The organism is Chryseobacterium sp. YR221, assembly GCF_900176315.1.
Lineage (GTDB): Bacteria > Bacteroidota > Bacteroidia > Flavobacteriales > Weeksellaceae > Chryseobacterium > Chryseobacterium rhizosphaerae.
Genome location: NZ_FWXM01000001.1, coordinates 1,061,077 through 1,083,967 on the forward strand (window position 1 = coordinate 1,061,077; position 22,891 = coordinate 1,083,967).

General features: G+C 37.0%; 16 protein-coding genes and 1 pseudogene. 5 read left to right on the plus strand and 12 right to left on the minus strand.

Annotated elements, in window-relative coordinates; genetic code table 11:
* Positions 1-2: 2 nt before the first annotated feature.
* Positions 3-1,724, minus strand: a complete 1,722-nt coding sequence (locus B8967_RS04795; RefSeq protein WP_084084954.1) for an ABC transporter ATP-binding protein — start codon at positions 1,722-1,724, stop codon at positions 3-5.
* A gap of 171 nt (positions 1,725-1,895) precedes the next feature.
* On the opposite strand from B8967_RS04795, the gene B8967_RS04800 reads away from it, so the two are divergent.
* The 3 genes from B8967_RS04800 to B8967_RS04810 all read left to right on the plus strand — a co-directional run bounded on the left by B8967_RS04800 (position 1,896) and on the right by B8967_RS04810 (position 5,911).
* Complete coding sequence (locus tag B8967_RS04800) at positions 1,896-2,876, plus strand: helix-turn-helix transcriptional regulator (protein WP_084084808.1); 981 nt, start codon at positions 1,896-1,898, stop codon at positions 2,874-2,876.
* Positions 2,877-3,227: 351 nt separating this feature from the next.
* Positions 3,228-4,367, plus strand: coding sequence for a vWA domain-containing protein (locus B8967_RS04805; RefSeq protein ID WP_047490755.1), 1,140 nt, complete (start codon positions 3,228-3,230; stop codon positions 4,365-4,367).
* 89 nt (positions 4,368-4,456) lie between these two features.
* Entirely contained in the window at positions 4,457-5,911 is a 1,455-nt protein-coding gene (locus B8967_RS04810) for a sigma 54-interacting transcriptional regulator (RefSeq protein WP_047490757.1), read from the plus strand.
* Between the two features lie 103 nt (positions 5,912-6,014).
* Here B8967_RS04810 and B8967_RS04815 read toward each other — a convergent pair whose 3' ends face one another.
* From B8967_RS04815 to B8967_RS04830, 4 genes are all read right to left on the minus strand, one after another.
* Positions 6,015-6,557, minus strand: coding sequence for a hypothetical protein (locus B8967_RS04815; protein WP_084084809.1), 543 nt, complete (start codon positions 6,555-6,557; stop codon positions 6,015-6,017).
* A gap of 53 nt (positions 6,558-6,610) precedes the next feature.
* Entirely contained in the window at positions 6,611-6,859 is a 249-nt protein-coding gene (locus B8967_RS04820) for a hypothetical protein (RefSeq protein ID WP_084084810.1), read from the minus strand.
* Positions 6,860-7,031: 172 nt separating this feature from the next.
* Positions 7,032-7,730 (minus strand): LytR/AlgR family response regulator transcription factor, encoded by a 699-nt coding sequence (locus tag B8967_RS04825; RefSeq protein ID WP_047490768.1) that lies wholly within the window; start codon positions 7,728-7,730, stop codon positions 7,032-7,034.
* Positions 7,727-9,469, minus strand: coding sequence for a histidine kinase (locus tag B8967_RS04830; RefSeq protein ID WP_228406038.1), 1,743 nt, complete (start codon positions 9,467-9,469; stop codon positions 7,727-7,729). Before B8967_RS04830 ends, B8967_RS04825 begins: the two co-directional genes overlap by 4 nt.
* A 35-nt stretch (positions 9,470-9,504) precedes the next feature.
* Here B8967_RS04830 and B8967_RS04835 point away from each other — a divergent pair, with 35 nt between their 5' ends.
* On the plus strand, positions 9,505-11,880 hold the full coding sequence (locus tag B8967_RS04835; RefSeq protein WP_084084812.1) for a TonB-dependent receptor: 2,376 nt from the start codon (positions 9,505-9,507) through the stop codon (positions 11,878-11,880).
* 162 nt (positions 11,881-12,042) lie between these two features.
* Here the strand turns inward: B8967_RS04835 and B8967_RS04840 are convergent, their stop codons facing one another.
* Positions 12,043-12,999 carry a terpene synthase family protein gene (locus tag B8967_RS04840; RefSeq protein WP_143330465.1) on the minus strand — a complete coding sequence of 319 codons (957 nt, stop codon included), beginning with the start codon at positions 12,997-12,999 and terminating at the stop codon, positions 12,043-12,045.
* Positions 13,000-13,193: 194 nt separating this feature from the next.
* Between B8967_RS04840 and B8967_RS04845 the strand changes: the two genes are divergently transcribed.
* Positions 13,194-14,039, plus strand: coding sequence for a class I SAM-dependent methyltransferase (locus B8967_RS04845; RefSeq protein ID WP_084084814.1), 846 nt, complete (start codon positions 13,194-13,196; stop codon positions 14,037-14,039).
* A gap of 175 nt (positions 14,040-14,214) precedes the next feature.
* Here the strand turns inward: B8967_RS04845 and B8967_RS04850 are convergent, their stop codons facing one another.
* The 6 genes and pseudogenes from B8967_RS04850 to B8967_RS04880 form a co-directional block, all read right to left on the minus strand.
* Positions 14,215-15,717, minus strand: a complete 1,503-nt coding sequence (locus B8967_RS04850; RefSeq protein ID WP_084084815.1) for a serine hydrolase domain-containing protein — start codon at positions 15,715-15,717, stop codon at positions 14,215-14,217.
* A 334-nt stretch (positions 15,718-16,051) separates the two neighbouring features.
* Entirely contained in the window at positions 16,052-16,606 is a 555-nt protein-coding gene (locus B8967_RS04860) for a GNAT family N-acetyltransferase (RefSeq protein ID WP_084084819.1), read from the minus strand.
* 655 nt (positions 16,607-17,261) lie between these two features.
* Positions 17,262-17,681 (minus strand): hypothetical protein, encoded by a 420-nt coding sequence (locus B8967_RS04865; protein ID WP_084084821.1) that lies wholly within the window; start codon positions 17,679-17,681, stop codon positions 17,262-17,264.
* Positions 17,682-17,753: 72 nt separating this feature from the next.
* On the minus strand, positions 17,754-18,095 hold the full coding sequence (locus B8967_RS04870) for a hypothetical protein (RefSeq protein WP_084084823.1): 342 nt from the start codon (positions 18,093-18,095) through the stop codon (positions 17,754-17,756).
* 6 nt (positions 18,096-18,101) lie between these two features.
* Entirely contained in the window at positions 18,102-21,878 is a 3,777-nt protein-coding gene (locus B8967_RS04875; protein WP_084084825.1) for a DUF6443 domain-containing protein, read from the minus strand.
* 7 nt (positions 21,879-21,885) lie between these two features.
* Positions 21,886-22,891 (minus strand): annotated as a pseudogene (locus B8967_RS04880) (hypothetical protein); the annotation flags it as partial.

A 22,891-nucleotide genomic window follows, 5' to 3' on the forward strand; every position in this document is an offset into this window, starting at 1 on the left:
AGTTACATGACAAATTCTTTAGCCCGGATATGAGCATTCCACATTCTTTCATAGATCCCGCTTTCCTGTAAAAGATCATCATGCCTGCCTTCCGAACTAAGGTGTCCTTTATCAAAAACAAGAATCCTGTCGGCATCTGTGATCGTACTCAGTCTGTGGGCAATGATGAGTACAGTTTTATTCTTAATTAATTTACTGAAGGCCTGTTGGATATTATACTCATTCTCCGGGTCTGCAAAGGCTGTTGCTTCATCCAGTATCAGAATGGGTGCATTTTTCAGAATCGCTCTTGCCAGCTGAAAGCGCTGCTGCTCTCCACCACTTAAATGAACCCCGGACTGTCCGAATAAAGTCTCATATCCATTGGGAAGGTTTAGAATTAAATCATGAATTTGAGCGGCTTTTGCTGCCTCTTCAACCTCATCACGGGTCTTATCCATACCCATTTTTATATTTTCATACATCGTTTGCTGGAACATAAAACTGTCCTGAAACACAAAAGAAACCATTTGCATCAGCTGCTCTGTCGGAAAATCTCTGATATCAACCCCTCCAATCCTGATGCTTCCGGTACTGACATCCCAAAATCTGGCTAAAAGCTGCCCCACAGTACTTTTCCCGGCTCCCGAAGGTCCCACCAAAGCTGTAATGGATTTTTCTTTGATGGCAAAGTTCACTTCTTTGAGTACGTAATTGTTTTCATCATATGCAAAGCTTACCTTCTCAAAGGCAATACTGAAATCTTCAGGCTGCAGGTTCTTATTATTTTCTGCGATACTTTTGTGATATAGAAGCTCATCAATCTGCTCAACGCCACGGTTAATAATAGAAATTTGTATTCCCATATTACTCAGTGCAAAAAGTGGTTTGATATACCCTGTTCCCAGAATTAAAAACACCAGCAAAGTGGCCAGGCTCACTCCATTTTCAAAATACAAATAGAGTCCCAACGCTAAAACAGGTAACATGGCATTGCTTACAAAACTCATAAATACAGCAAATGCAGGAGTACTTGTTTTCACCCAATCAATGACAAAACCATTAAATCTTTTTACCGTATTTCCATACTTATCAAAGGTTTCTGCAGACTGCCCAAATATTTTCATCACCGGCATCGCACGGACATATTCCACAATTCCGGAGTTCATCTCCTCAAGAGAGGTATGGTAATCCTTAATCAGCTGTTTATTTCGGCCACCATACATCCTGGGAAGCAAAACAGCCAACGCCAGCAATGGAACAAAACTGATAGCTGCCAGTCTCCAGTCCTGAGAAAAAAGAAAAGCAATGGTAACCACAGGTAAGGCAATTCCTTTTACAAAATCCGGAATTTGATGGGCAACAAAGTTTTCAATTCTCTCTACATCATCAGACAGGATTTTCTTAAGTGCTCCTGAATTTCTGTTATTGAGATACCCCATAGGCAACTTGCCTACTTTATCCACGATAAATCTTCGGAGTTCAAACAAGATATTATAAGCTGCGATATGGGAGAGAATTCCTGAAATAAAAAAGACAAGCATACTTACCACTGCTGCTATAAGTGCATATATGATATAAGTTCGGGTCCTATTAAAATCAACAGTCTCTCTGGTCAGTTCCCTGATGATATAAAATACCAAAATATAAGGAACCAGACTTAGGAATGCATGGATCACAGCCAGCAAACCTGACACAAACAATAAACCTTTCCTCCTCCCTGCAATCTCAAGCAATCTTGAAATTCCGTTTTTCTTTTTTTTAGAGTCTTTCATAAAAAACAAACTTAGTTATTAAGAATAATTCTAAATAAAAATTATCTTTGTGCAAAAGTATCAACTAAAGATGGGCTTGAGGGTCTGTAAAACGGAGTAAAAAGTCCGCGAAAAGGAAATTCTAACTAAAAGACCGGAAAAATGACATTAAGACTGTACGATGAAAAAATAGGACAAACATTGATCGAAAAAGAGTATCCGGATACATTTTTCCTAAATGACGGAGACATCAGAGAGTGTATTACTTATTTAAAACCTCCCTACGGAAGTGGTTTTTATCATGAGATTTGTTTTGGAAACGTTCATATCGGTTTTGGAAATATTTCTTTAGCCCATAAACTTCTTCTCTATTTCGAAACGGATTTTGACAGTGTGGAAATGCATTTCACACTCCATGGTAAAAGTTCGGCAATCTCAGAAAATTTTCAAAAAACCGTAAGCTTTGAGAGTTATCAGCACAATATTATCTACGCCCACCACATGCGTGGTAAGATGGAGTTTGACGGTAGTGATATGAAGCTTTTAGAGATCAATCTGGCTCCTGAATTTTTTAAAAAATTCCTGCCTGAAAATTCTGAATTATTTGATGCCTTCAGAACAGCTATTGAAGATCAGAATTCATGTCTGATGGCTCAGGATCATCACCGGATCAGTTTGGAAATGTACCAGATTCTGAATGACATTATGAACTGCGAAAGAAAAGGTGCTTTCAAACGAATTTATCTGGAAGCTAAAGTAAGTGAACTTTTACTATTGCAGCTTGAACAGTTTTTTAAAAATGAATCTTCAAAATCCTCACTCATAAAAAGGGATGAAGATAAAATATATGCCATAAGAGATTATATCCTCCACAACCTAAATCAAACGTGTTCTCTGATCGATCTCGCCCATCGGTTTGGCACCAATGAATTCACCCTAAAAAAAGGTTTTAAGGAAGTATTCGGGACAACGGTTTTCAATTTCTGGAACGACACCAAAATGGATCAGGCTAAAAGACTGCTTTTAGAGGGAAGTTTGAATATCAGTGAAATATCAGACAGGATGGGCTACAAAAATCCAAGGCATTTTTCAGCAGCTTTTAAGAGAAAATATAATGTCATCCCAAGTAAAATAAGGAATTAAGGTAATTATGTTGTAAGGAAGATGGAAGTGAGCTTACATCCATGATGTGATCAAATTTCCAGGTAATGATCAGAATGTATATATTCATCCCTCTTTCAGCTCGATCCCGAAATCAGGTTAATATTCCTTTTCCTATATATTCTGATTTCATATCGTTATCATTAGTATTTTCTATTTTTCATCAGGAATCTTGATATGATAATTTCCTAACTTGTAACGTTTAAGAAAATAAAAATTATAGAATATGGAGATCATTTCGAATGAAATAAAAAACGTTCATCAACGGTGTAACGGTTCTGCATTTCAACCGGTATCTCATGTATTCGCAACCCAATATAGCTTCATCATCTTATGACAAATAAAGATTTTAATTCTCAGAGAGGTTTTACGTTCAGTAAACATATTCCGGAAGAATTATCACATTTTGACCGGGTCTTTGATATTTTCAAAGATTTGCTCACCCACACTTCCGGCGATATTGAAGAAGCCTTTGAATGGCTCGATATGCTTGATAAAGAATATGATATTTTTAGTGATGAATATTCACTTCAGGATTTTGAAGAAGATTTAAAAAAACGGGGATACATCAAGGAAGAAGATCCTGAGGAGGGTAATTCAGGGCAAGGCAAAGGGAAAAACATCCTGACTCCCAAACTGGAATCTGCATTACGGGAATATGCCCTCGACCAAATCTTTGGGAAACTCAAAAAAAACGGAACCGGAAATCACCGCACCACCAAAGCAGGAATCGGAGATGAACGTGACGGTGAAAACCGCTCTTTCCAGTACGGAGATGACCTGGCCACCTTGAATTTAACGGAAAGTCTAAAAAATGCCCAGATCAATAATGGAATCTCAGACCTGCGCTTAACGGAAGATGACCTCATTGTAGAGGAAACCAAACATAAAGCACAAATGAGTACGGTGCTGATGATCGATATCAGCCACTCCATGATTTTATATGGTGAAGACCGTATTACACCGGCCAAAAAAGTGGCTATGGCATTGGTAGAATTAATAAAGCGCAAATACCCTAAGGACTCTATAGATATTATTGTTTTTGGAAATGAAGCCTGGCCTATTAAGGTCAAAGATCTTCCCTATTTAAAGGTAGGTCCTTATCATACCAATACAGTCGCCGGACTGGAACTGGCTATGGATATTCTTCGGAGAAAAAGAAATACCAATAAACAGATTTTTATGATCACTGACGGAAAACCAAGCTGCATCCAGCTACCCAGCGGCGAGTTTTATATGAACAGCTATGGTCTGGATGAAAAGATTGTGTCCCAGTGTCTCAATAAAGCAGCACAAGCCCGAAAACTGAAAATTCCTATTACCACCTTTATGATTGCCCAGGATCCTTATCTCCGTCAATTTGTAGAAGCATTTACAGCTCAAAACAAAGGAAAAGCATTTCTTACAGGCCTGTCCGGTTTAGGACAAATGATTTTTGAAGATTACGAAAAAAACAGAATAAAGAGAATATAACCAGATGCCGGAATTAAATACCAGTCATCAAAATTCACTGATAAAGGCATCACTATTTCTCATCAGATAATATAGTATTAGTAAACAAAATGAAAAACGATATCACATTTAAAGAATTAAAAAAATCAGGATATACTGATAAAACGATTAATGAAGAAATTCAGGGTAACCTCATTGCAAGAATTAAAGCTAAAGAACCTGTATTTGAAGGACTTTGGGGATATGAAGATACGGTAATTCCCCAGTTGAAAAAGGCAATTCTTGCCGGTCACCATATTAATCTGCTGGGACTCCGCGGACAGGCAAAAACAAGAATTGCCAGAAGTATGGTGAATCTGCTTGACGAATATATGCCCATAGTAAAAGGTTCTGAAATCAATGACAGCCCATACCACCCTATCTCAAAATTCGCCAGAGACCTTATTGCAGAATTAGGGGATGAAACTCCCATTTCGTGGGTACACCGTTCCAACCGTTTTTTCGAAAAACTGGCCACTCCCGATGTGAATGTTGCTGATTTAATTGGTGATATAGATCCTATCAAAGCAGCGACCCTAAAGCTGCCCTATTCTGATGAAAGGGTACTGCATTACGGAATGATTCCCCGTGCGAACCGTTCTATATTTGTGCTCAATGAGCTTCCTGATTTACAGGCAAGAATACAGGTTTCCTTGTTTAATATTTTACAGGAAGGAGATGTTCAGATCCGTGGATTTCAATTGAGAATGCCTCTTGATATTCAATTTGTCTTTACCGCGAATCCGGAAGACTATACCAATCGGGGCAGCATTGTCACCCCACTTAAAGACAGAATCGGATCACAAATTTTCACTCATTATCCTAAAACAATCGCACTGGCCAGACAGATCACAGAACAGGAAGCCATGATTTCGCCTGAGGATCAGTCACAAATACAAATCAGTAGCTTGGCAAAAGATCTTTTGGAGGAAGTTGCTTTTGCAGCCCGTGACAGTGAATACGTAGATGCAAAAAGCGGAGTAAGTGCCCGTCTGACCATCAGCGCTATGGAAAATCTGGTAGCCGCAGCAAAATTACGCCTGATTGAATCAGATACCGAAAAGACTACAGTACGTTTGCTCGATTTTATGTCTATTATTCCATCCATCACAGGAAAAATTGAACTGGTATATGAAGGTGAACAGGAAGGAGCGGATTATGTGGCGAAAATATTAATTGACAAAGCTGTGATGAGACAGTTTGAAAGTATATTCCCACGCATCCCTAAACTGGAAAAAGAAGATATAAAAACACCTTACACAGATCTCATCAGATGGTTCAATAAAAACCATCTTGAACTCAATTACAATGATACGGATGAGGAGTTCTATGCTAAACTAGACAGTATAAAACCTTTAGTGGCACTTATTGAAGAAAATGCGTCAGAATTAAGTACGGAAGATCAAAATTTCTGTAAAGAATTAGTTTTATGGGCATTGACCATCAGCAGCAAAATCGATAAGTCTGAAAACAAGTCTGTTTTTACCTTTGATTCTGTGGGAATTGGACAGTTTTTGCGTAATTAAAGAAAAGCAAGATAACATTGAAAAAATAAAACCTTCAGATTACTTCTGAAGGTTTTTTATATCCAACCGGAAACCCGGTATTATTTTAAGACAGAGGACCTTGTTAACCGGCAGCAGGATCAGCAAGCTCTGTTGTAAGACCTATAAATTTCAGAAGATTCTTATTGTCAAAAAGCAATGTTGTATAGTACTTCCCTTTTTTGAAAATCAGCTTTGCACCGCCCGAGAATGAGCTGTCATCTCCTAGCTTTTGGACCTTAGCACCATATTTACCGAATTTGGTTTTACTTTCCTCTAACGTTGTTTTATTCATGACAAGACCAAAAGGCAGACCTTCCACAATAATAACTTTATCATCCGGAATATCGAAAAACATTTCGTTGATCACATTATTTTTTCCAAGGCTGCAATATAATTCCAATCCTGATTTGGTAAGCCATTTAGCATATTTTTCCTCATTGGCATCTCCATAGAAAACAGTTTCTGTATGCAGTACTTTAGCAACTTTGTCTGTGGTTTGCGGGAAAATAAATTCAGCGTTTTTATCCAATAAGGAACTTAAGCCCTCAGCTTTCTGTGAAAATACAGTTAAGCTTACGAATTGAAAAAGTAGGGTTAAGATAAGGGTGAACGATTTTATTTTCATAGGATTATTTTTTAATGGTGATCATTTGATTTCTAAAGATATAAAGTGATGCCTTACTTCAGGTTTCTTGATTTTAATTCTTCTTCTAATGCTTTTTTGTCTTTCCCCCATTTATTGGCAGCAAAAAGAGCAAAAAGCACAGGAAGAAACGTAAAAAGTCCCAAACCATATTTTACAGTGCTGTAGGTGGCAATACCAATCAGAAATCCCAAGATTACAGCATTGGTAATGTCGTTAGACTTTTTCTTTTTTACTTTCTCTAATAGTTCCTGATCGGTTAACTCCGTTATTTCTTTTTCCATGGCTTGATACAATCTTTTAGTTATTATTTTTTAGTTTTTCATTATGAAATGTTTTATTCATTCATCAATTGATGAAATAATCCACTTTCAGGCGTGTGCTAAAATACAAAAAAGTCAAAACAAACCATGTGACTATAAATACCCGGAAAATCTACTGTATCAATTTCAGAAATCAGATCATCTTATTCTTGAGTTCTTTATACTTTGAGCGGCCTACAGGCAGTACTTCACCTGTTTTAAGCAGTACACTGTAGCGGGTACCTGTATTGACGAGCACCTTTTCAACCTGCGAAAAATTAACCAAATAGGATTTATGGATCCGTTCAAACTGATCAGGAAGCAGCTGGTGTAATAATTCAAGAGACTTGTCGTGGAGCTCACTCCGTCCATTGGTAAGGTGAAGCTCGGTGTAGATTCCGGCTCCCTTAATGTAAATGAGTTCTGTAATATTGATGAGACGAACCTGTCCGGCTTTTTTTACAGCAAGATATTTAATGTCTTCTTCCACTTTTAAAGCGGGGCTTACAAACCGTGTCAAGGCTTTAAAAAGCCGCTCCTGATCGAAAGGTTTTGGAACAAAATCAAGCACCCCATAGGCAAAAGCAGTAATAGCCTTATCGGTATTAGCTGAAACAATAATCGTATGAAAAGAGGACGCTACCATCTGTTCCAATATTTCAAATCCATTATCTCCATTGAGATTAAGGTCCAGAAGCAACAGATCAGGAAGCTGATTTCTAATTTGATCAAGTCCTTTCTGTAAAGAGTCACAAATACTAATTGTAACGGGTTTACTTGCAAAGAATTCGATGGTCATTCGTTCCAGGCGGCGGGCAATCCTTGCCTCATCCTCTATAATCAGTATGTTCATTGTCGTAAAATATGAATGGTAGATATCCAGCCGTTTTCAGTAGCAACTGAATCGAAGGTCCAGTTTTGGCCATAGCTTTCAGTCAGCCGTGCTCTAATATATTTAAAGCCATTTCCTCCAGTCCTCTTCGTCATCACTTTCCGGTTTTCTGCCAGTGTTTCAAAAGTATACTCATGGGTTTTCTCTTTCAAAAAATAAGAGAGCACAAATTTCACAGTATTTCCCGGTAAAGGTTCACTATGAGTTATTCCATTTTCCAGTAAAGTATGAATAATAGCCGGCGGTATGAGCTGCTCTTCATCTATTCCCACCTCTTCCCAAATGTAATTGATTTCTTTACGAAACCCCATAATCGATATATGCTGCCGGCAAAACTCCAGTTCTTTGGTAATAGGAATTAGAGTTTGCTCGGAAATTTCATTCATAATGTCAAATTCTGTAGCCAGTGCCTGTATGAACCGTGAGCCTTCCTTAGGAGATTCTTCTACCCAATCCATCATGGAGGTCAGCGTATTTCTTAAAAAATGAGGCTGAATATTCTTTTTAAGCAATTCTAACTGTAATCTTGAAGAAAGCAATACTGCATTCTGATGTTCTGTTTCAATGACACTTGCCCTAATGGAATGAAGGTAAAGCATACTCAATACAATGACGGTAAAACTGATAAACAGGCCAAAGTCATAAACCACCAATTTATTAACCAAAGCACTGATTACAAGTGCTGCTAGCGCTATAAAACCTCCTTTTTCTTTTTGAATAATACCATTCAAAACTACAATGAAAGCTGCAATCAGCATGGCCAAACTATAAAGACGTGCGGTAAGATCATAAGCTCCATAATGTACAATGTAAAGCAATACTAATGTAATAAGTAAGGCCCCCATCAACCATTTTCCCTGTTTACAATTAAACTGAATGATAAAATATAAAGGCACCAGCAGGGCATTGGCAAAGGTAAGCCATCCGATGATTTCAAGGCGTACAAAAAAATCAGTATACGGAATTACAACATGGAATTTCAGGTATTCCATGATCAGTAAAACAAAAAAAAGAAAACATATAGAAGCAAAGATCAGGGTATCCCATGGCCTGCGCCTGCTGTTCAGGTAAAGAAAAAAATAATAGACGGCCGCAATCAGAAAAGCTCCTGCCATCAGATTCATATAAGACATTGTCACCAAAGGTTTTGTTAATAATGCCGTATAGCTATCCATCTTAAAATCTACAGAACGTTGTACCTCAGGAAAAAATGATTGCGAACTGCGCAAGGCAACGGTATGGAAACCCGGTGAAATCAAATGGTCCGGAACCCTGTAATAACTGCTCTCAGTCCCCGGCATTTCTGGCTTTCCATGTTGGGGAAGCTGTCCGTTGTGTCCAATCAGTACTCCATCCCAATATACCTCAAAAGCACCAAAAGACTGAATCTGAAGGCCAAGAGGTTTCAGCTCATTTTCCACCGGACGTAGCTCAAAATGGGTTCTCGACCAAAATATCCTGTCCAGGGTATTTCCCCTGGTCTGAGACCAGCCTTTATCATCATAATCTTTTGCTGCCCATGCTTTGTTATCACCTGTTTTATAGACAGGTATCGGTTCTTCAGTACGGATCACAGGTCTGGTCAGTGCACTGAGCAATGTCAACAAAAATAACAGGTTATGCATGATGTAAATATACAAGGTAATTTTCAAAGCCTGATGGCTGTTTAGAAGCTTATAGAGTCGTTGAAATGTTTTCACAGATAACCGGTTTATCCGTGATCTAAATTTACATCATGAAACTATTAGCAACACCTTTTCTTATCTTTATAACTGTGTCTTACTGCTTTGCACAGACAGGTCAGATAACCGGTATCATCCATGAAAAACAAGGTACCTCCATACCGTATGTAACCGTCACGGTAAGAAGTAACACAGAAAGTCCTGTTGCCGCCGGAATTTCGGATACCAAGGGTGCTTTCCGACTGGAAAACATCCCTGCAGGGAATTACACAATCAGCTACAATCTGATCGGATTTCAGGCGATCAGTAAACCTTTACAGGCACACCCCAATGAAGTAATCAACCTTGGAACCATCGTTTTAGAACCTGATACCAAGTTATTACAGGAGGTAAATGTAACAGCTCAGCGATCATCGGTCAGTTTAAAACTTGATAAAAAGGTTTTCGAGGTGGGTAAAGATGTCGTCTCCCAATCCGGGGCGGTGACCGATTTACTCAATATTGTACCTTCAGTGAGTGTCAGTCCCGGAGGAACAATCAGCCTGCGTGGAAATAGCAGAGTATTGGTACTTGTGGACGGGCGGCGTACGGGATTAACCCAAAATAATGCCTTGGAACAGCTTCCTGCCGATCAGGTAGAGCGTATAGAAGTCATCACCAATCCCTCTTCCCGATTCGATGCAGCCGGTTCCGCAGGGATCATCAATATCATTCTTAAAAAAAATAAGAAGGCCGGATTCAGTGGCCAATTGCGTCTGGTGGGTGGTATTCCTAATGAGACCCGTATAAGTCCCAGTTTAAGCTATAAATCCAATAGAATTAATTTATTTGCGACTTATGGTTTACGGTTATCAGATTATGTTGGTTTATATACCATGCAACAATCTGCCGGACGTTCCGGGACCCCGGTATACCTGAACCAACGTCAGGATGAAGACCGGCATGATGATGCAAGACTACTCTATTTTGGTGCAGACTTTCAAATCAATGATCATAACACGATCACTGCTGCTTTCATGCGAAATTCAACCAATGATCATGACAAAACCCGGCTAAGTTATTCATATTCCGGAAAAAACAGTGTTCTTGACAGCAGCCTCAGCCGAAGTGGTGAATCATGGGAAAAACGAAGCTATAACCAGCTTGAATTTAATTATACTAAAACTTTTGAGAAAGCAGGTAAAAAGTTGACGGTAGATATGCAATATGATTTCTGGGACAGCGATAAAGACTGGAATTTATCCACCAGCAAAATTTTACCCGTTACCACTACATTCCCTATGATCAGGACAAATTCTTTCGGAAAAAGTAAGGACCTGATGATTAAGACCGATATGGTACAGCCTTTAGACAGCACTTCTACCCTGGAATTCGGTTTAAAAATGGAAGACCGCAGGGTAAACTCTGATTTTATTGCAGAGCAACAGAATACTGCAAGCTGGGAAATTATTGACGGGATCGACAATCATCTCTTGTATAAAGAACTGATAGGAAGTGCCTATATACAGTTTTCCGGTAAAACAGGTGCTTTTGGTTATCAGGCAGGCCTTCGTGGTGAGCTCACTCATATCGGTATTGATGACCGTGCAGGCAATTACACGAATCAAAAGAATTACAATCGTCTGTTTCCAACATTAAATATCAGCTATCGTTTCAATGCTGCCGCCAACTTGCAAGCCAGCTACAGTAAACGTATCAACAGACCCAGACTGGGAATGCTTTATCCGTTTAATGAGCTTACTGATTTGAGCACCCGTTATGTTGGCAATCCGGATCTTAACCCATCTTACGCCAATGTATTTGAACTGGCTTTCCTCAAAAACTGGAAAACATTTACTTTTAACCCATCTATTTATCACCAACGAAATAACGGCGTAATAGAGGATTATACTTTTCGGGATGCTAACGGTTTATTGATCACTATGCCAGTGAATATTAATAAAGAAACACGTACCGGTTTTGAGCTCTCTCTACTCTACAACCCTTTCAAATGGCTACAGGCAAATGCTGAGCTGAATGTGTATCACTATAAGGAGCAAGGCAGTTATCAAAATCAAAACTTTGATTATTCCGGTAATACACTTACAACCCGCCTGAGTTCCCAACTAAAATTTAAAAATAAGCTTTCTTTTCAGGCAGTCTATAACTTCAGAGGAGCTAATGCTACAGCGCAAACCCGTACAGACGCACTGCACAGTATTGACCTGGGGCTCAGCAAGACTTTTTGGAAAGATAAAGCAACACTTACGCTGGATGTAAGTAATTTGTTTGAACTCCGAAAGTTTAACACCAGAACTATTGGATCGGATTATGAAATTAATCAAACCAGCATTCCCAATGCGGCCCGTTATCGTCTGACATTAGTTTATCGTTTTAATCAAAAGGATAATCAGGCGGTGCGACAAGCTAAAAGTGGCAACAGAGATTAGCCTATATGAACATAAAAAGGACCTCTTTTGTAAGAAGGTTCTTTTTCATTCGTCTTATATTCCCAAGTTTTTTCTCCGTTATTTTAGAATACCCGGATTGGGTGGTCTTTGAGTATTTTATACAAATCCAGTGATTTTATTCTCAGATAATATTTTGATGACTTAAATAAGTTGATCTGATGGTTTATATCTGTTGGTTTCTTCAAACCAGTTCAGATAGCCGCTGATCCATAAGCCCTGCCCTTCCAGAAATTTCTTCACCACCGGCGTATAGATACCAAAATCGGGAATATCATTATACAGATCCATAAAGCACTCCACACGGGAGTTATACATCTGAACAGCTTCATCAAAAGCATCTTCAATTGAACATTTCCGTTCATTCTGGATAACCAATACAAGGTTCATCGCTTCATCATCCCGCATTTCTTTTTCCAATGAAATCAGATCATTACTCCAGGCAAATAAATCTCCTGCCAGGATGCGGGCTTGCTGGATAAAAGGATGCACTACAATATAATCAGGTAAAATACCTGTTACCAACTCTATCTTATCATTTACAGTAGCCATAGCCACATTTTTTCTACGAATGGGTATATATTCATTAATGGTGGGATAGTTAATGTTCTTACGGTAGCTTATCGATGAATCTATTTCTATCCCTTCAAGATATTGAGAGATATCGTATACATATCTTTTCATCCAATCTTCTGTTGCAATATTTTCAAATTCCCTCATAAAGATAGAAAACTGATGAATAATAGGATTTTCTTCCGGTTCTGGAATTGTACCCCGCGCTATTTCCATCATACGATAAGTTACCTTTGGCAATTCATCCCCCTGAAGTGGAGCATAATAATCATCCTGGGCAATCCCCCACAACAAAGCTCTGGTGATGGAAGTCAATACGGGGAGAGAAGCATCCGGCCAGCAATGGGCAGCCCAGGAAGCACCATTGAGCCTCATCATCATTTTGACAAAGGATGGGGATAAAGAACTATATTCTTCCCTGATCCATCTTTCGCTCTCTTCCTTAAGGAGCTCTGCATGTGGACTTATACGTTGCGGAAATGGGTTCAGTAGCAAAACTTTAAGGTCTTTTGTGATTGTTTTATTCATTAATTTGAATGTTTACATGATTTGAATTCAGTTTTATTTTAATTACTTACGTAATTTAACTATTATTAATCATAATATTGTTTATTTAAATTATTTAATCTAAAATAAAATAATTTAAATAAATACTTAAAACATAATAATTTATTATAACTATATTTAACAAATACAAATTCTCATTTAAAAATTTATTCTCCGTGAACGCTCATATTAAAACCAATGTCCCTCTTACTTCTGCTTTAGTGCTACAACAATCAAATTCAGTATACACTTCTGATCTGGAGAAAAGATATCTTGAATATATTGACTTCGGCTCTATAGCGGCTGCCAATGAACAGATGGCTTCCGTTTCTGCCACTATTAGCGATGTAATCTGCTTAAGGAAAAGATATATCAGAAAAGCACTTTCAGAACTACTCCTTTCCCATCCTCAACAACAGGTATGCATTCTTGGAGCCGGCCTGGATCCATTATCAATTTTTCTGTTGGAGCACTGTGCAGATAGGATCAGCCATATTTTCGAAGTAGACGGAAGCGATACTATTCACACTAAAGCAACAATTTATTCAGATTTGATTTCTGATACCGATCTTCCTCATTGTATTCAATGTAATTTAACGGATACCAAACTACTTATGGAGACATTGCAGCTACAGGGATACCAACCTGAAAAGCCTTCCGTTATTATTTTTGAAGGAGTTGTTCACTATATCCATAATCATCAATTTATTACACTGATGCAAAGGTTTAGATCTGGAGATAAGCACAATAGGGTAATCATGGATTATTGCCTAGAACTTACAGATGTACCTGAGTATGCGCAACCTCTTCACAATACTATTATAGACCTGTTTGAAAAGTTTATAGATGACCGTGTAAACCTGTATTCCAGAAAAGGAATAATGGCAGTCATCAATGATTTAAATGTCAGTAGCATCCAAATGGACAGCGTAAAAAATGTCGAATTTCAGCTGAATGGAAATAATAAACTGTTTCATCAGCAGGGTGAAGGACTGCTGGAAATGCTCACTTTTTCTATCTGACCCGGTTATTCCAAACATACACATCAGACGATATTCATACTGAGTCTTGAATTACAATAAAAAAAGACCTCTTTCGTAAGGAGGTCTTATTGGTTTTATATTCATGAGTTTCTTTTCCTATTCTTTAAAAATACCCGGATTGAGCAGTCTATGAGCATTTTATAAAATCCATTAATTATTTCCCGGTTTCTTTTTCTATTTTCAGAAGCATTGCTTTTGCGTTTGGATTTGTTGGCTCCAGTTCTAATACTTTTTGATAATCCTTTTTTGATAACTGATAATCTTTTTTATTAAAATAAGCTTCACCTCGGCTGTCATAGACATTTGCTGATGTTGGAAATTCATTGATATTCAAAGTGAAAATTTTGATGGCAGCATCTATTTCATTATTATTCAAATATTCATATCCCAGCATATTGAGTTCGCTTTCGTTCGAGAAATTGTAATCGTTAGGTTGAGTTTTCTTTAGTTTTTTGTAAAGTTCAAGACCTTTGTCTACACTTTTGGACAGCTCTTTTCTTATCGTTGCAGAAATTGACTCTTTACTCGATTGTAAAGGGTAATTTTTAAATTGATTCAAGCCTGCAATGCTTGCCACAATTTCTTCTACTATCTTATTGCTGTTACCATTGGTCATCACAACCACTCCATTTCCATCTTCAACGCTTCCCAAATAGAAACAAATAAACCCATCAGTTCCTCCGCTGTGATTAAAATATTTCACGCCATTAAAATCATCTGAAAATGTTCCAAAATCTTTCTCCAGTCTTTTTTGTGACATTTCTTTAGACAAAATTTTATTTGATTTTCCTACTAATGACAGTTGAGTTTCAATAATATATTTTGCTAAATCTGTTGGATTTGTCCATAAACCGGCCGCCGCTTTTTCGGGGTAAATATGATACTTCCCCCTCACCTCTTTATCATAATTATAGCCTGTTGCCAACAAATTTTCTTTGTTTTTTGCAGGGGGTTGGCTGAAAGAACTGTTATCCATCCCCAATGGAGTCAAAACATTTTTCAGCATATAATCTTCGTATTTTTTGCCGGTTGTATTTTCGAGAATTAATTGACTAATCGTCGTTCCCCCACCAGAATACTGAAACGTCACCCCTGGTTCAAATACAGACCTGACAGCACCGGAATTGGAAGGTTTCAATCCGTCAAGCGTTTGAATTGTCGTAGGTAAAGGGGTTCCTTTTTCATAACCTCCGAAACCATGAACCGACAACCCCGCATTATGATTCAATAAATTAGCAATAGTAATTTTCCTGCCTTTTGAAACATTATCATAAGGAAATTTCCATGTTTTCAGGTAATTATTAATATCATCATCCAAACCTAATTTTCCTTCCTGAACTAATTTTAAAATACCTAAGCTATTAATAGTCTTACTAATAGATCCTGCCTGAAACAGCGTTTGGGGAGTTGCTACTCTTTTCTCAGAAGCATCTGCAAAACCGTATGCTCTTGCCCATTCTATTTTGTAATCTTTAATCACCGCAATACTTACTGCGTTGACATTATAAAAAGACATTCTATCTTTTAAAGAAGTCTTCTTTTTTGATTTATCCCAATGGTAGAAGTCGTTTTCAAATAGTTTTATTTTGTCATTTACATTTTGTGCAAAAATGTTGAGTGATAAAAACAATATAATGATTGCATGTATTTTTCTCATATGTCAATAATTGAATGGTATGGTTATCCTATTTTTTCTCTGTTATTATCATAACAACTCATAAAACGTTTCTGTTACATTTTAATGATGATACTTCTATTCTCTATTGTGCCATTTTTTTCCAATTTTTAAAAAGTACTATGATCACCGTTTTGTTTTGGCCACAATCCTTTTATAGCAAAAAAAGTTGCAAACCACTTGATTTGCAACTTTTTCCGGAGATAGAGACTATGACCAAAAGCGTAGTCCTTCTTTTGATATTTTTATATATAATTAAAAATAGCCCAATAAGATATATCCTGTTTTTGCTATTATTAATTTTTGTTTTTCACCATTAATTTCGTCCATTTACTTTGGAATAAATTACCGTATCGATAAATTCTCCGTTATAGAATTCACTTTCTTTAAAATGTCCTTCTTTCATAAAATCACATTTCTCCAATACTTTGGCAGAACCTAAATTGGCAGGATCAATCAACGCTTCTATCGAGTGTAATCCCATTGTAGCAAAACCATAATTAACCACTTCAGCAATGGCCTCGGTAACATAACCTTTTCCCTGAAAATCAGGAAGCAGCATATAACCGATTTCTGCCCGGTAATGCTCAGGTTTAATATGATAATAACCGATAGTCCCAATCATTTTAGCGTCGCCTTTCAGGGTAATTGCCCAATTAATGATTTCATTACTGCTGATTTTTTCATCAATTGCTTTGAGGTGATCCGATGCTTCTTCGATTGATGTAGCTACTGGTTTGGGGATATATTCCATTACTTTGGGATCAGAGCGTAATGCAAATAATTCATTGATGTCATTTACATCAGCACGTCTGAGTTTCAGTCTTTCCGTTTCCAGTTCAGGAAACTCTGAGAAATTTATCGTAAGCATTATTAGTTTTATATTCCTGTAAAGGTATAGTTTTTTGCTATCAATTTTCTGTGAAAAAATATTGACTTATAAAAATAGAAAAAGGATTAAGCTGATTATTTTCACTTTTTTATAATTCTGATTTTCTGTATAATAAGACAGCATAATCAACTACCATTTGAACAACTCTAAAGATTACGTCACTATCTTTGTTATATAAGACCTATAGAGAAAATGTGAGAAAGAAAACTTTAATAAAAAAAACAAAACCCACTGATAATCAGTAGGTTTATATTTAATACTTGCGGAGAGTGAGGGATTCGAACCATATCGTGTAAATCATTGAAAATAAACAAATTGCTAATTTTATTTTCTGCACTAGTTACGAATTTGCCACAATCCAATAATATTTTAATCTGCAAAATCTAACAAAAGATTTAAAGAACGTTTTTAGTTTTACTATTTCAAATATAACAAAAAAGTCGTTATCGAATAAAAACATATTATAATAAACTTCTTTTATATCCAAATCCTCCTCCGGTCTCTTCTGCTTTATTTTCCTCAATCCATTCTATTGCAGATTTTTTAATTACTTCATCACACCATAGAATAAAATCAGTTGACTTTTTATCAGCCTCATCTATTCAATTATTTAAGTGAGTTTAAAACTTTGGCATTATTCTAGGGCTTCAATATCAGCCTGATCTATATTGTAATCATTCAATAACGAGTAAGCTTTTTCAGATATTGCCAAAGTGTTTTTTTCAGTAATAAAAAAATCATCTTTGTATGATTCTCCGTTTATTTTAGCCCAAAAGAAAATTGGAAGTTCTTTGTTTGGATACAATTCAAGAAAAGTATCTGATTTTGATACTAAAACAATATCGAAAGTAATACCTGTTAAAGTTTCGGATTCGATGTCTTTTTTTAATTGTTCTGTTACTATATAGCAAGGAAACGACTCAAGAATATCATTCCCCATCCATCCATCAAATTCATAATGGAGATATTTAACAATAGGAGGAAAAAAAGTATTATCCATTGCTGTTTTTTCACCTAATCCTCCGGCAACTTCCGGTTCAATAAGTTTATACATATAAATTTTTATAAAGAATAATCAACGAAAAAAGAAAAAGAGGCTGAATTAAAAACAGCCTCTAAATTACATTTATTCTTCTTCTATTAACTCCAAAAACAAACTCTGTAAGTCATCATTAATTTTCTCATTGCTATCTCCTGTAGTTAGAAAAAAATCCTGTGTTATTCCATCAACATATGTAGATCCATCTATTATTCCCAATACATGGGATAGAGTATTTATTTCCACAACTCTTAAAAATTTGATAAAAATTTCTTTTTCTTCTTTTGAAAAATTTATATAGATAGGGAGGATTCCTTTCCATACAGGATCTTTTGCTTCATTTGTTGTATCTAATAAATTTTTATACAATTCTAAATTTCCTTCAATGGTTTCTCTTTTGAGAACTCTTACTAATTCTTCTGGTTTCATATATAATTATTCTAATTTTTCTGGTTTAATGAATGCATTTGGATATTTAGTTTTATTAAGTTGAATCAAATCTTGCAATGCACTATTTGGTATATTTTGATCACCATAAACACGTCTCAATTCAAAAATATCTCTTGCTAAAACCTGTCTAGCATTTTCAAATCCTTTAGTACTTCTCGATACAATTCCATTTGGTCCTAAAAATCTATGTCCTATTGCTGGAACTAAGATTGTTGGTGCTGTATCATGCTCATAACCCACTACAAGTCTTTTCATAAGTGCACTTTGCCCAACGTGATGTGCATCTAATCCAATTTCAACACTTCTTAGTTGTTTATAAGATCCAACTGTCCATATTTTACTCTCTGCATTTATTATTCCCGGAGTCGCTTTAAATTTTGTAGTGATTACAGCCAAAGCAGCCAAACCAAGTGCAGCTTCTCGATTTTCAGGCTTTATATTAGAAATTATTATTCCTAATAAATCTGAAAAACCTAATACATCCCCGCCCATCATATAAGCAGAACCATTATACAGAACAGGTGTATTTATTCTCCTCGATATTTCTTCATTGGAAAGAGGACGAGGGATTACACCAAGGTTTTGTAATCCATCTTTTACTCCACCACCTGTATAGCAATAGGAACAGGTAGGTAAATTAGTACCAGGCATTGCCCTAATTGGAGCATTTAATACAATTTCCCCAACATCAATTGGACTTCTTTCAGTTCCTATGGATGCAGGGCCACCAGGTCCAGAATCTCCAACTACAGACTCCCCAGCTAAACCTGTTGGATCCGCAAAGAATATAGGATTATTATAAGCATAACCATATGGATCAAGTGTTGAATCACTTAGAGGATCATGCTGGCCAAATATTCCAAGCTCAGGAATGTAGAACCTGGCTCCCATGTCATAAAAGCCCGTTTCCTGTAGCTCATTGCCTACGAACTTATAATTTTTAAAACTGCTCTGCCCAAAGAACGAATTTCCGGTTTTCAGATGATTCATCCCAAAAGGATAATAATCATTGGCATCTACAATTTCTAGAACGCCTGCGCTGTTTCTCCCGAAACTTACTCTTACATTTCCTAAAAGGTCTTTATACTGGTAAATATACTGATCTTTTTCATAATCATAATATCCTTCAGCCGTTGGGAAAAACTGAAGATTTGGAGTCTTTGACGGTGGTGGTGGAACCCGGTTGGCATCAAGGGAAAATGCCTGCACTTCCATAGCCCTGGACATTTCTTTGGTAAGGGCCAGTAATTCAATACTTTCATTTCCTCCACTCGTGGTAGTGCTCAGATACTGGAATCCATCCAGATAATCTGTTATGGTGTTTATGGTATTGCAGTCTGTAATACCACATTCTAAGCTAGGATTTATTTTCTGAAGCTTATTCCCACTTGCAGTATAGGTATAAACAAGAAAATTTCCGAGCAGGTTAGACATTACAATATTGTCCGGTAGGTTCAGGTAGTTGTACTTAACGGAGGTTACTTTTTTATCCAAAAGAGTAACCATATTCCCATTCAAGTCATAAGTAATGGTATTTCCTCCTCCTTCATAGCCTGTTGAGTTACCGGTAATATCATTAACCGTAGATACTTTATTTCCTGAATAAGCATAATTAAGATTATCAATTACCGTAGCTGTGCTATTATTATTTTCAGTGACTGAGGTCCTGTATACATTCGAAATTTGACCATTCAGGTCATAGGCTAAAGATTCTGTATTTTCTTTACTGTAAGGATTGTTTGGATTCTGGTAATATCCGGCTGAAAGTCTGTTGAGCTTATCATAAGAGTAACCATACCTTTTAGGAGTAGCAGGTGGGTTTATTCCAACAGTCTCTACAGCCCTCCAATCAACTTCTGTAATATTTCCATTAAATCTCGGAAGCACATCTTTCCCCGGAAATAATGCGGAATCAGGATTGGTAATCCCGTCCTTCTGGTTGTATTTTACTTTGTATGAAAACAATTTTCCACCCAGATCCGGTAACGACATTTGTTTTTCATTGATACCTGCCATCCATCCCCTGATGTTGTAAGTATAATCAATACTCTGAAGACCATTCCCTACCTTTTTATTGATTAATTGGGATAGTTCGTTATAAGAATTTTCAGAAAGTAGCTGCTCAGGCTTACTATCGACCTGGTGCCAGTGTTTCAGAAGGCGGTTTTGACCATCATATTCAAAACGTTCTTTTATCATAACTCCAGCTTCTGTATTCCTTCTTTTATGGGAAGTAATCATTTGCCTGGGAACTCCGCTAAAGTCCAGCTCTGTTTCTGTTTTGGTGTAGCCTCCAAGATGATTGATAGAATAGGTGCCAATCTCCTGGGCTTTCACATCATACCATACATAATCTTTAGTCCAGTTGGTATCATTTATATTTCTTACATAGCTTGCTGTAGGAAGCCCCTTAATGGTACGGCTCGTTGTAATTCCATTGACGGTTATAGAAGAAGCTGCTGAGGAAAGTGTATTTTGCCCAAGAATCACATCCGGTTTTGCAGGGGCATCCGGGGGATATTCATCATAGTAGTTCACACTTAATATCGTGATATTTTCCTTCGGAAAAGCTTCCTTAGCATAATAGATATTCATCCCATTTTGGACGATTGGTGTGCTGCTGAATTTTTCATTGTTTCCTGCATTTGAAGGCATACTGTTTAAAGTATTCTGTATCACCTGCCTGGTCTCTGTATTGGAAAAAAAGCCTGTATAAACAACCCTTCCCAGCTGATCGTATTTGGTAAAGGTCCAGCCTTTTACTCCGAAATTGTTGTTGGTTGTCCTTAGATTTCCGTCCTGCATCAGCGCAATCCGGTCCTGCTGGTCGTACACCGTATATTCCCAATCTTTTCCCGGAAACTTCTTTTCCACCAGCCTGTCCTGATTATCATAACGGTATTGGTAGCATAGATTATCCAATACAGCAGTTGAAATACTATTATTCGCAGCTTCAATAGCTTTTACTGCTGAAGGTAGAATCACAAAAGCCTGCTGACCATATTCATTATAAACATAATAGGTATCTATATTCTGGGTGCCATCATTCTTTCTTAATAAAATAGTCTGTCTTTTGCTATTGGTGTATTTAATGGCAACATTTCCGTCTTCGTCAGTAATGGTATTTTTGTACAATGTTCCTGCTTTATAAAAACCTCCTGAAACTAATGGTGTGTTTTCAGTAGAAACACTTAATTTGGGGTTTGATGTTGGCACATTGGAAACAGTAGTCCATGAAGTATTAACAACAAATTTTTTAACCTCCGAATCATTATTGGATTCATAGATATATTTCACTGTTTTTCCGCTTCCCATTTTCCACGGATCTCCCGGAGCAGCCTGCTCCTGCAATCTTGCCAATGGCGAGTTTTCAATTTTATTTTCCCCGTAATAATTGGAAGCTGTACCGTAAACCGGCACTACTCCCGACATATCCGGAGTTGTGAAAAAACCTCCGTTATTTGTGATTTGCTGTGGTATTGGAAGTATGCTTTTCACCTGCCTTCCAAAGGCACCGTATTCTATAGGTATTACAATGTCTTTTCCCGAAGGAGTTGCTTTAATGGAGATATTTTGCTTAGGTCTTCCCAAGCCATCCATATAACCGACTCCCTGTATCTGCTTTGCAGTAGTACTGGAAGAAGTAACAGGTTCTAAGTATGTCCTGCTATAAACGTAGTTTTCTGTCTGTGTTAAGTTCTGGGCTTCCAAAGACAAAACCATAGATAAAAAAACTACTATGGAGAGCAAATATTTTTTCATGATTGTGTTATTGCTTGTAGTTATATTTTAGTTCTTTTATGATATTGTTGTTAACATCCACTACAGATTGTAATCTGCCTGCTGCGTCATACTTGTAAAATTCCCTTAATCCTGTTGGAGGGGTTACACTTGTAATGCCAATAAGTGGATCGTAGGTATAGGTAGTGATATTGTAGTTTTTAAAAGCATTTTGATTTCTATAGGCATCCATGGCGGTCATTAATGCTTTTTCTTTGTCAGCATCTATGTCTTCATTAGACTTTAAGATCATTTCGCCAGCAAAACTTACCGCTTCCTGATAGGTTGCTCCTTCTATTTTGGCAATGGGTAGTACATTATTATACCCCCAGATAACGGCTGTTGGCACACTTCCTTTTGTGGTATACTGCAACATATTTCCCTGTGCATCATATTGATTGAACTCAACAGTATTTTTTGGTGAAGCTGAATTATCTTTATCAAACTTTTGTGTTGTTACCGGAAGAATCAGGTTACCTGTTAAAGCATTTTTTGCATATACTGTTTTTGTTTTTGAGATTATTTTTCCGTTTTCTTTGGCTTCTGTCTGTAATGGAATACCCAACATATTGGCCGCAATCATATCAGTATTCGCTTGTTCTGGGGCATACTGATAAGAAGTTTCCATTGTAAAATCCGAAGAATTAACATTAATTATTGTTGGATTGGTATGCTTATAATTGGTATCATAAGTATAATTGGTAATCTCATCAATACCGTTGCTACTATTGGTTAAATAATTAGTGGTTTTCATCATTTTCTTCTTTACCCAGGCAGATGATATTTCATATCGGTTAACCGTAAACGTTGTAAAATTAGCAGCGATTGCTTTAATTCCAATCACATAAGGCCTTATCGGAAGCGTTGGAAATCCTGCACTATAATCATTGGAAAGACTGTTGAAATGATTATCAAAATCATAAGTGATAGTATCTTTTTTCAGCATCTTCTTCTGAGAATCATAATAATTTCGTCCGATTAAAATTCCACGGGCA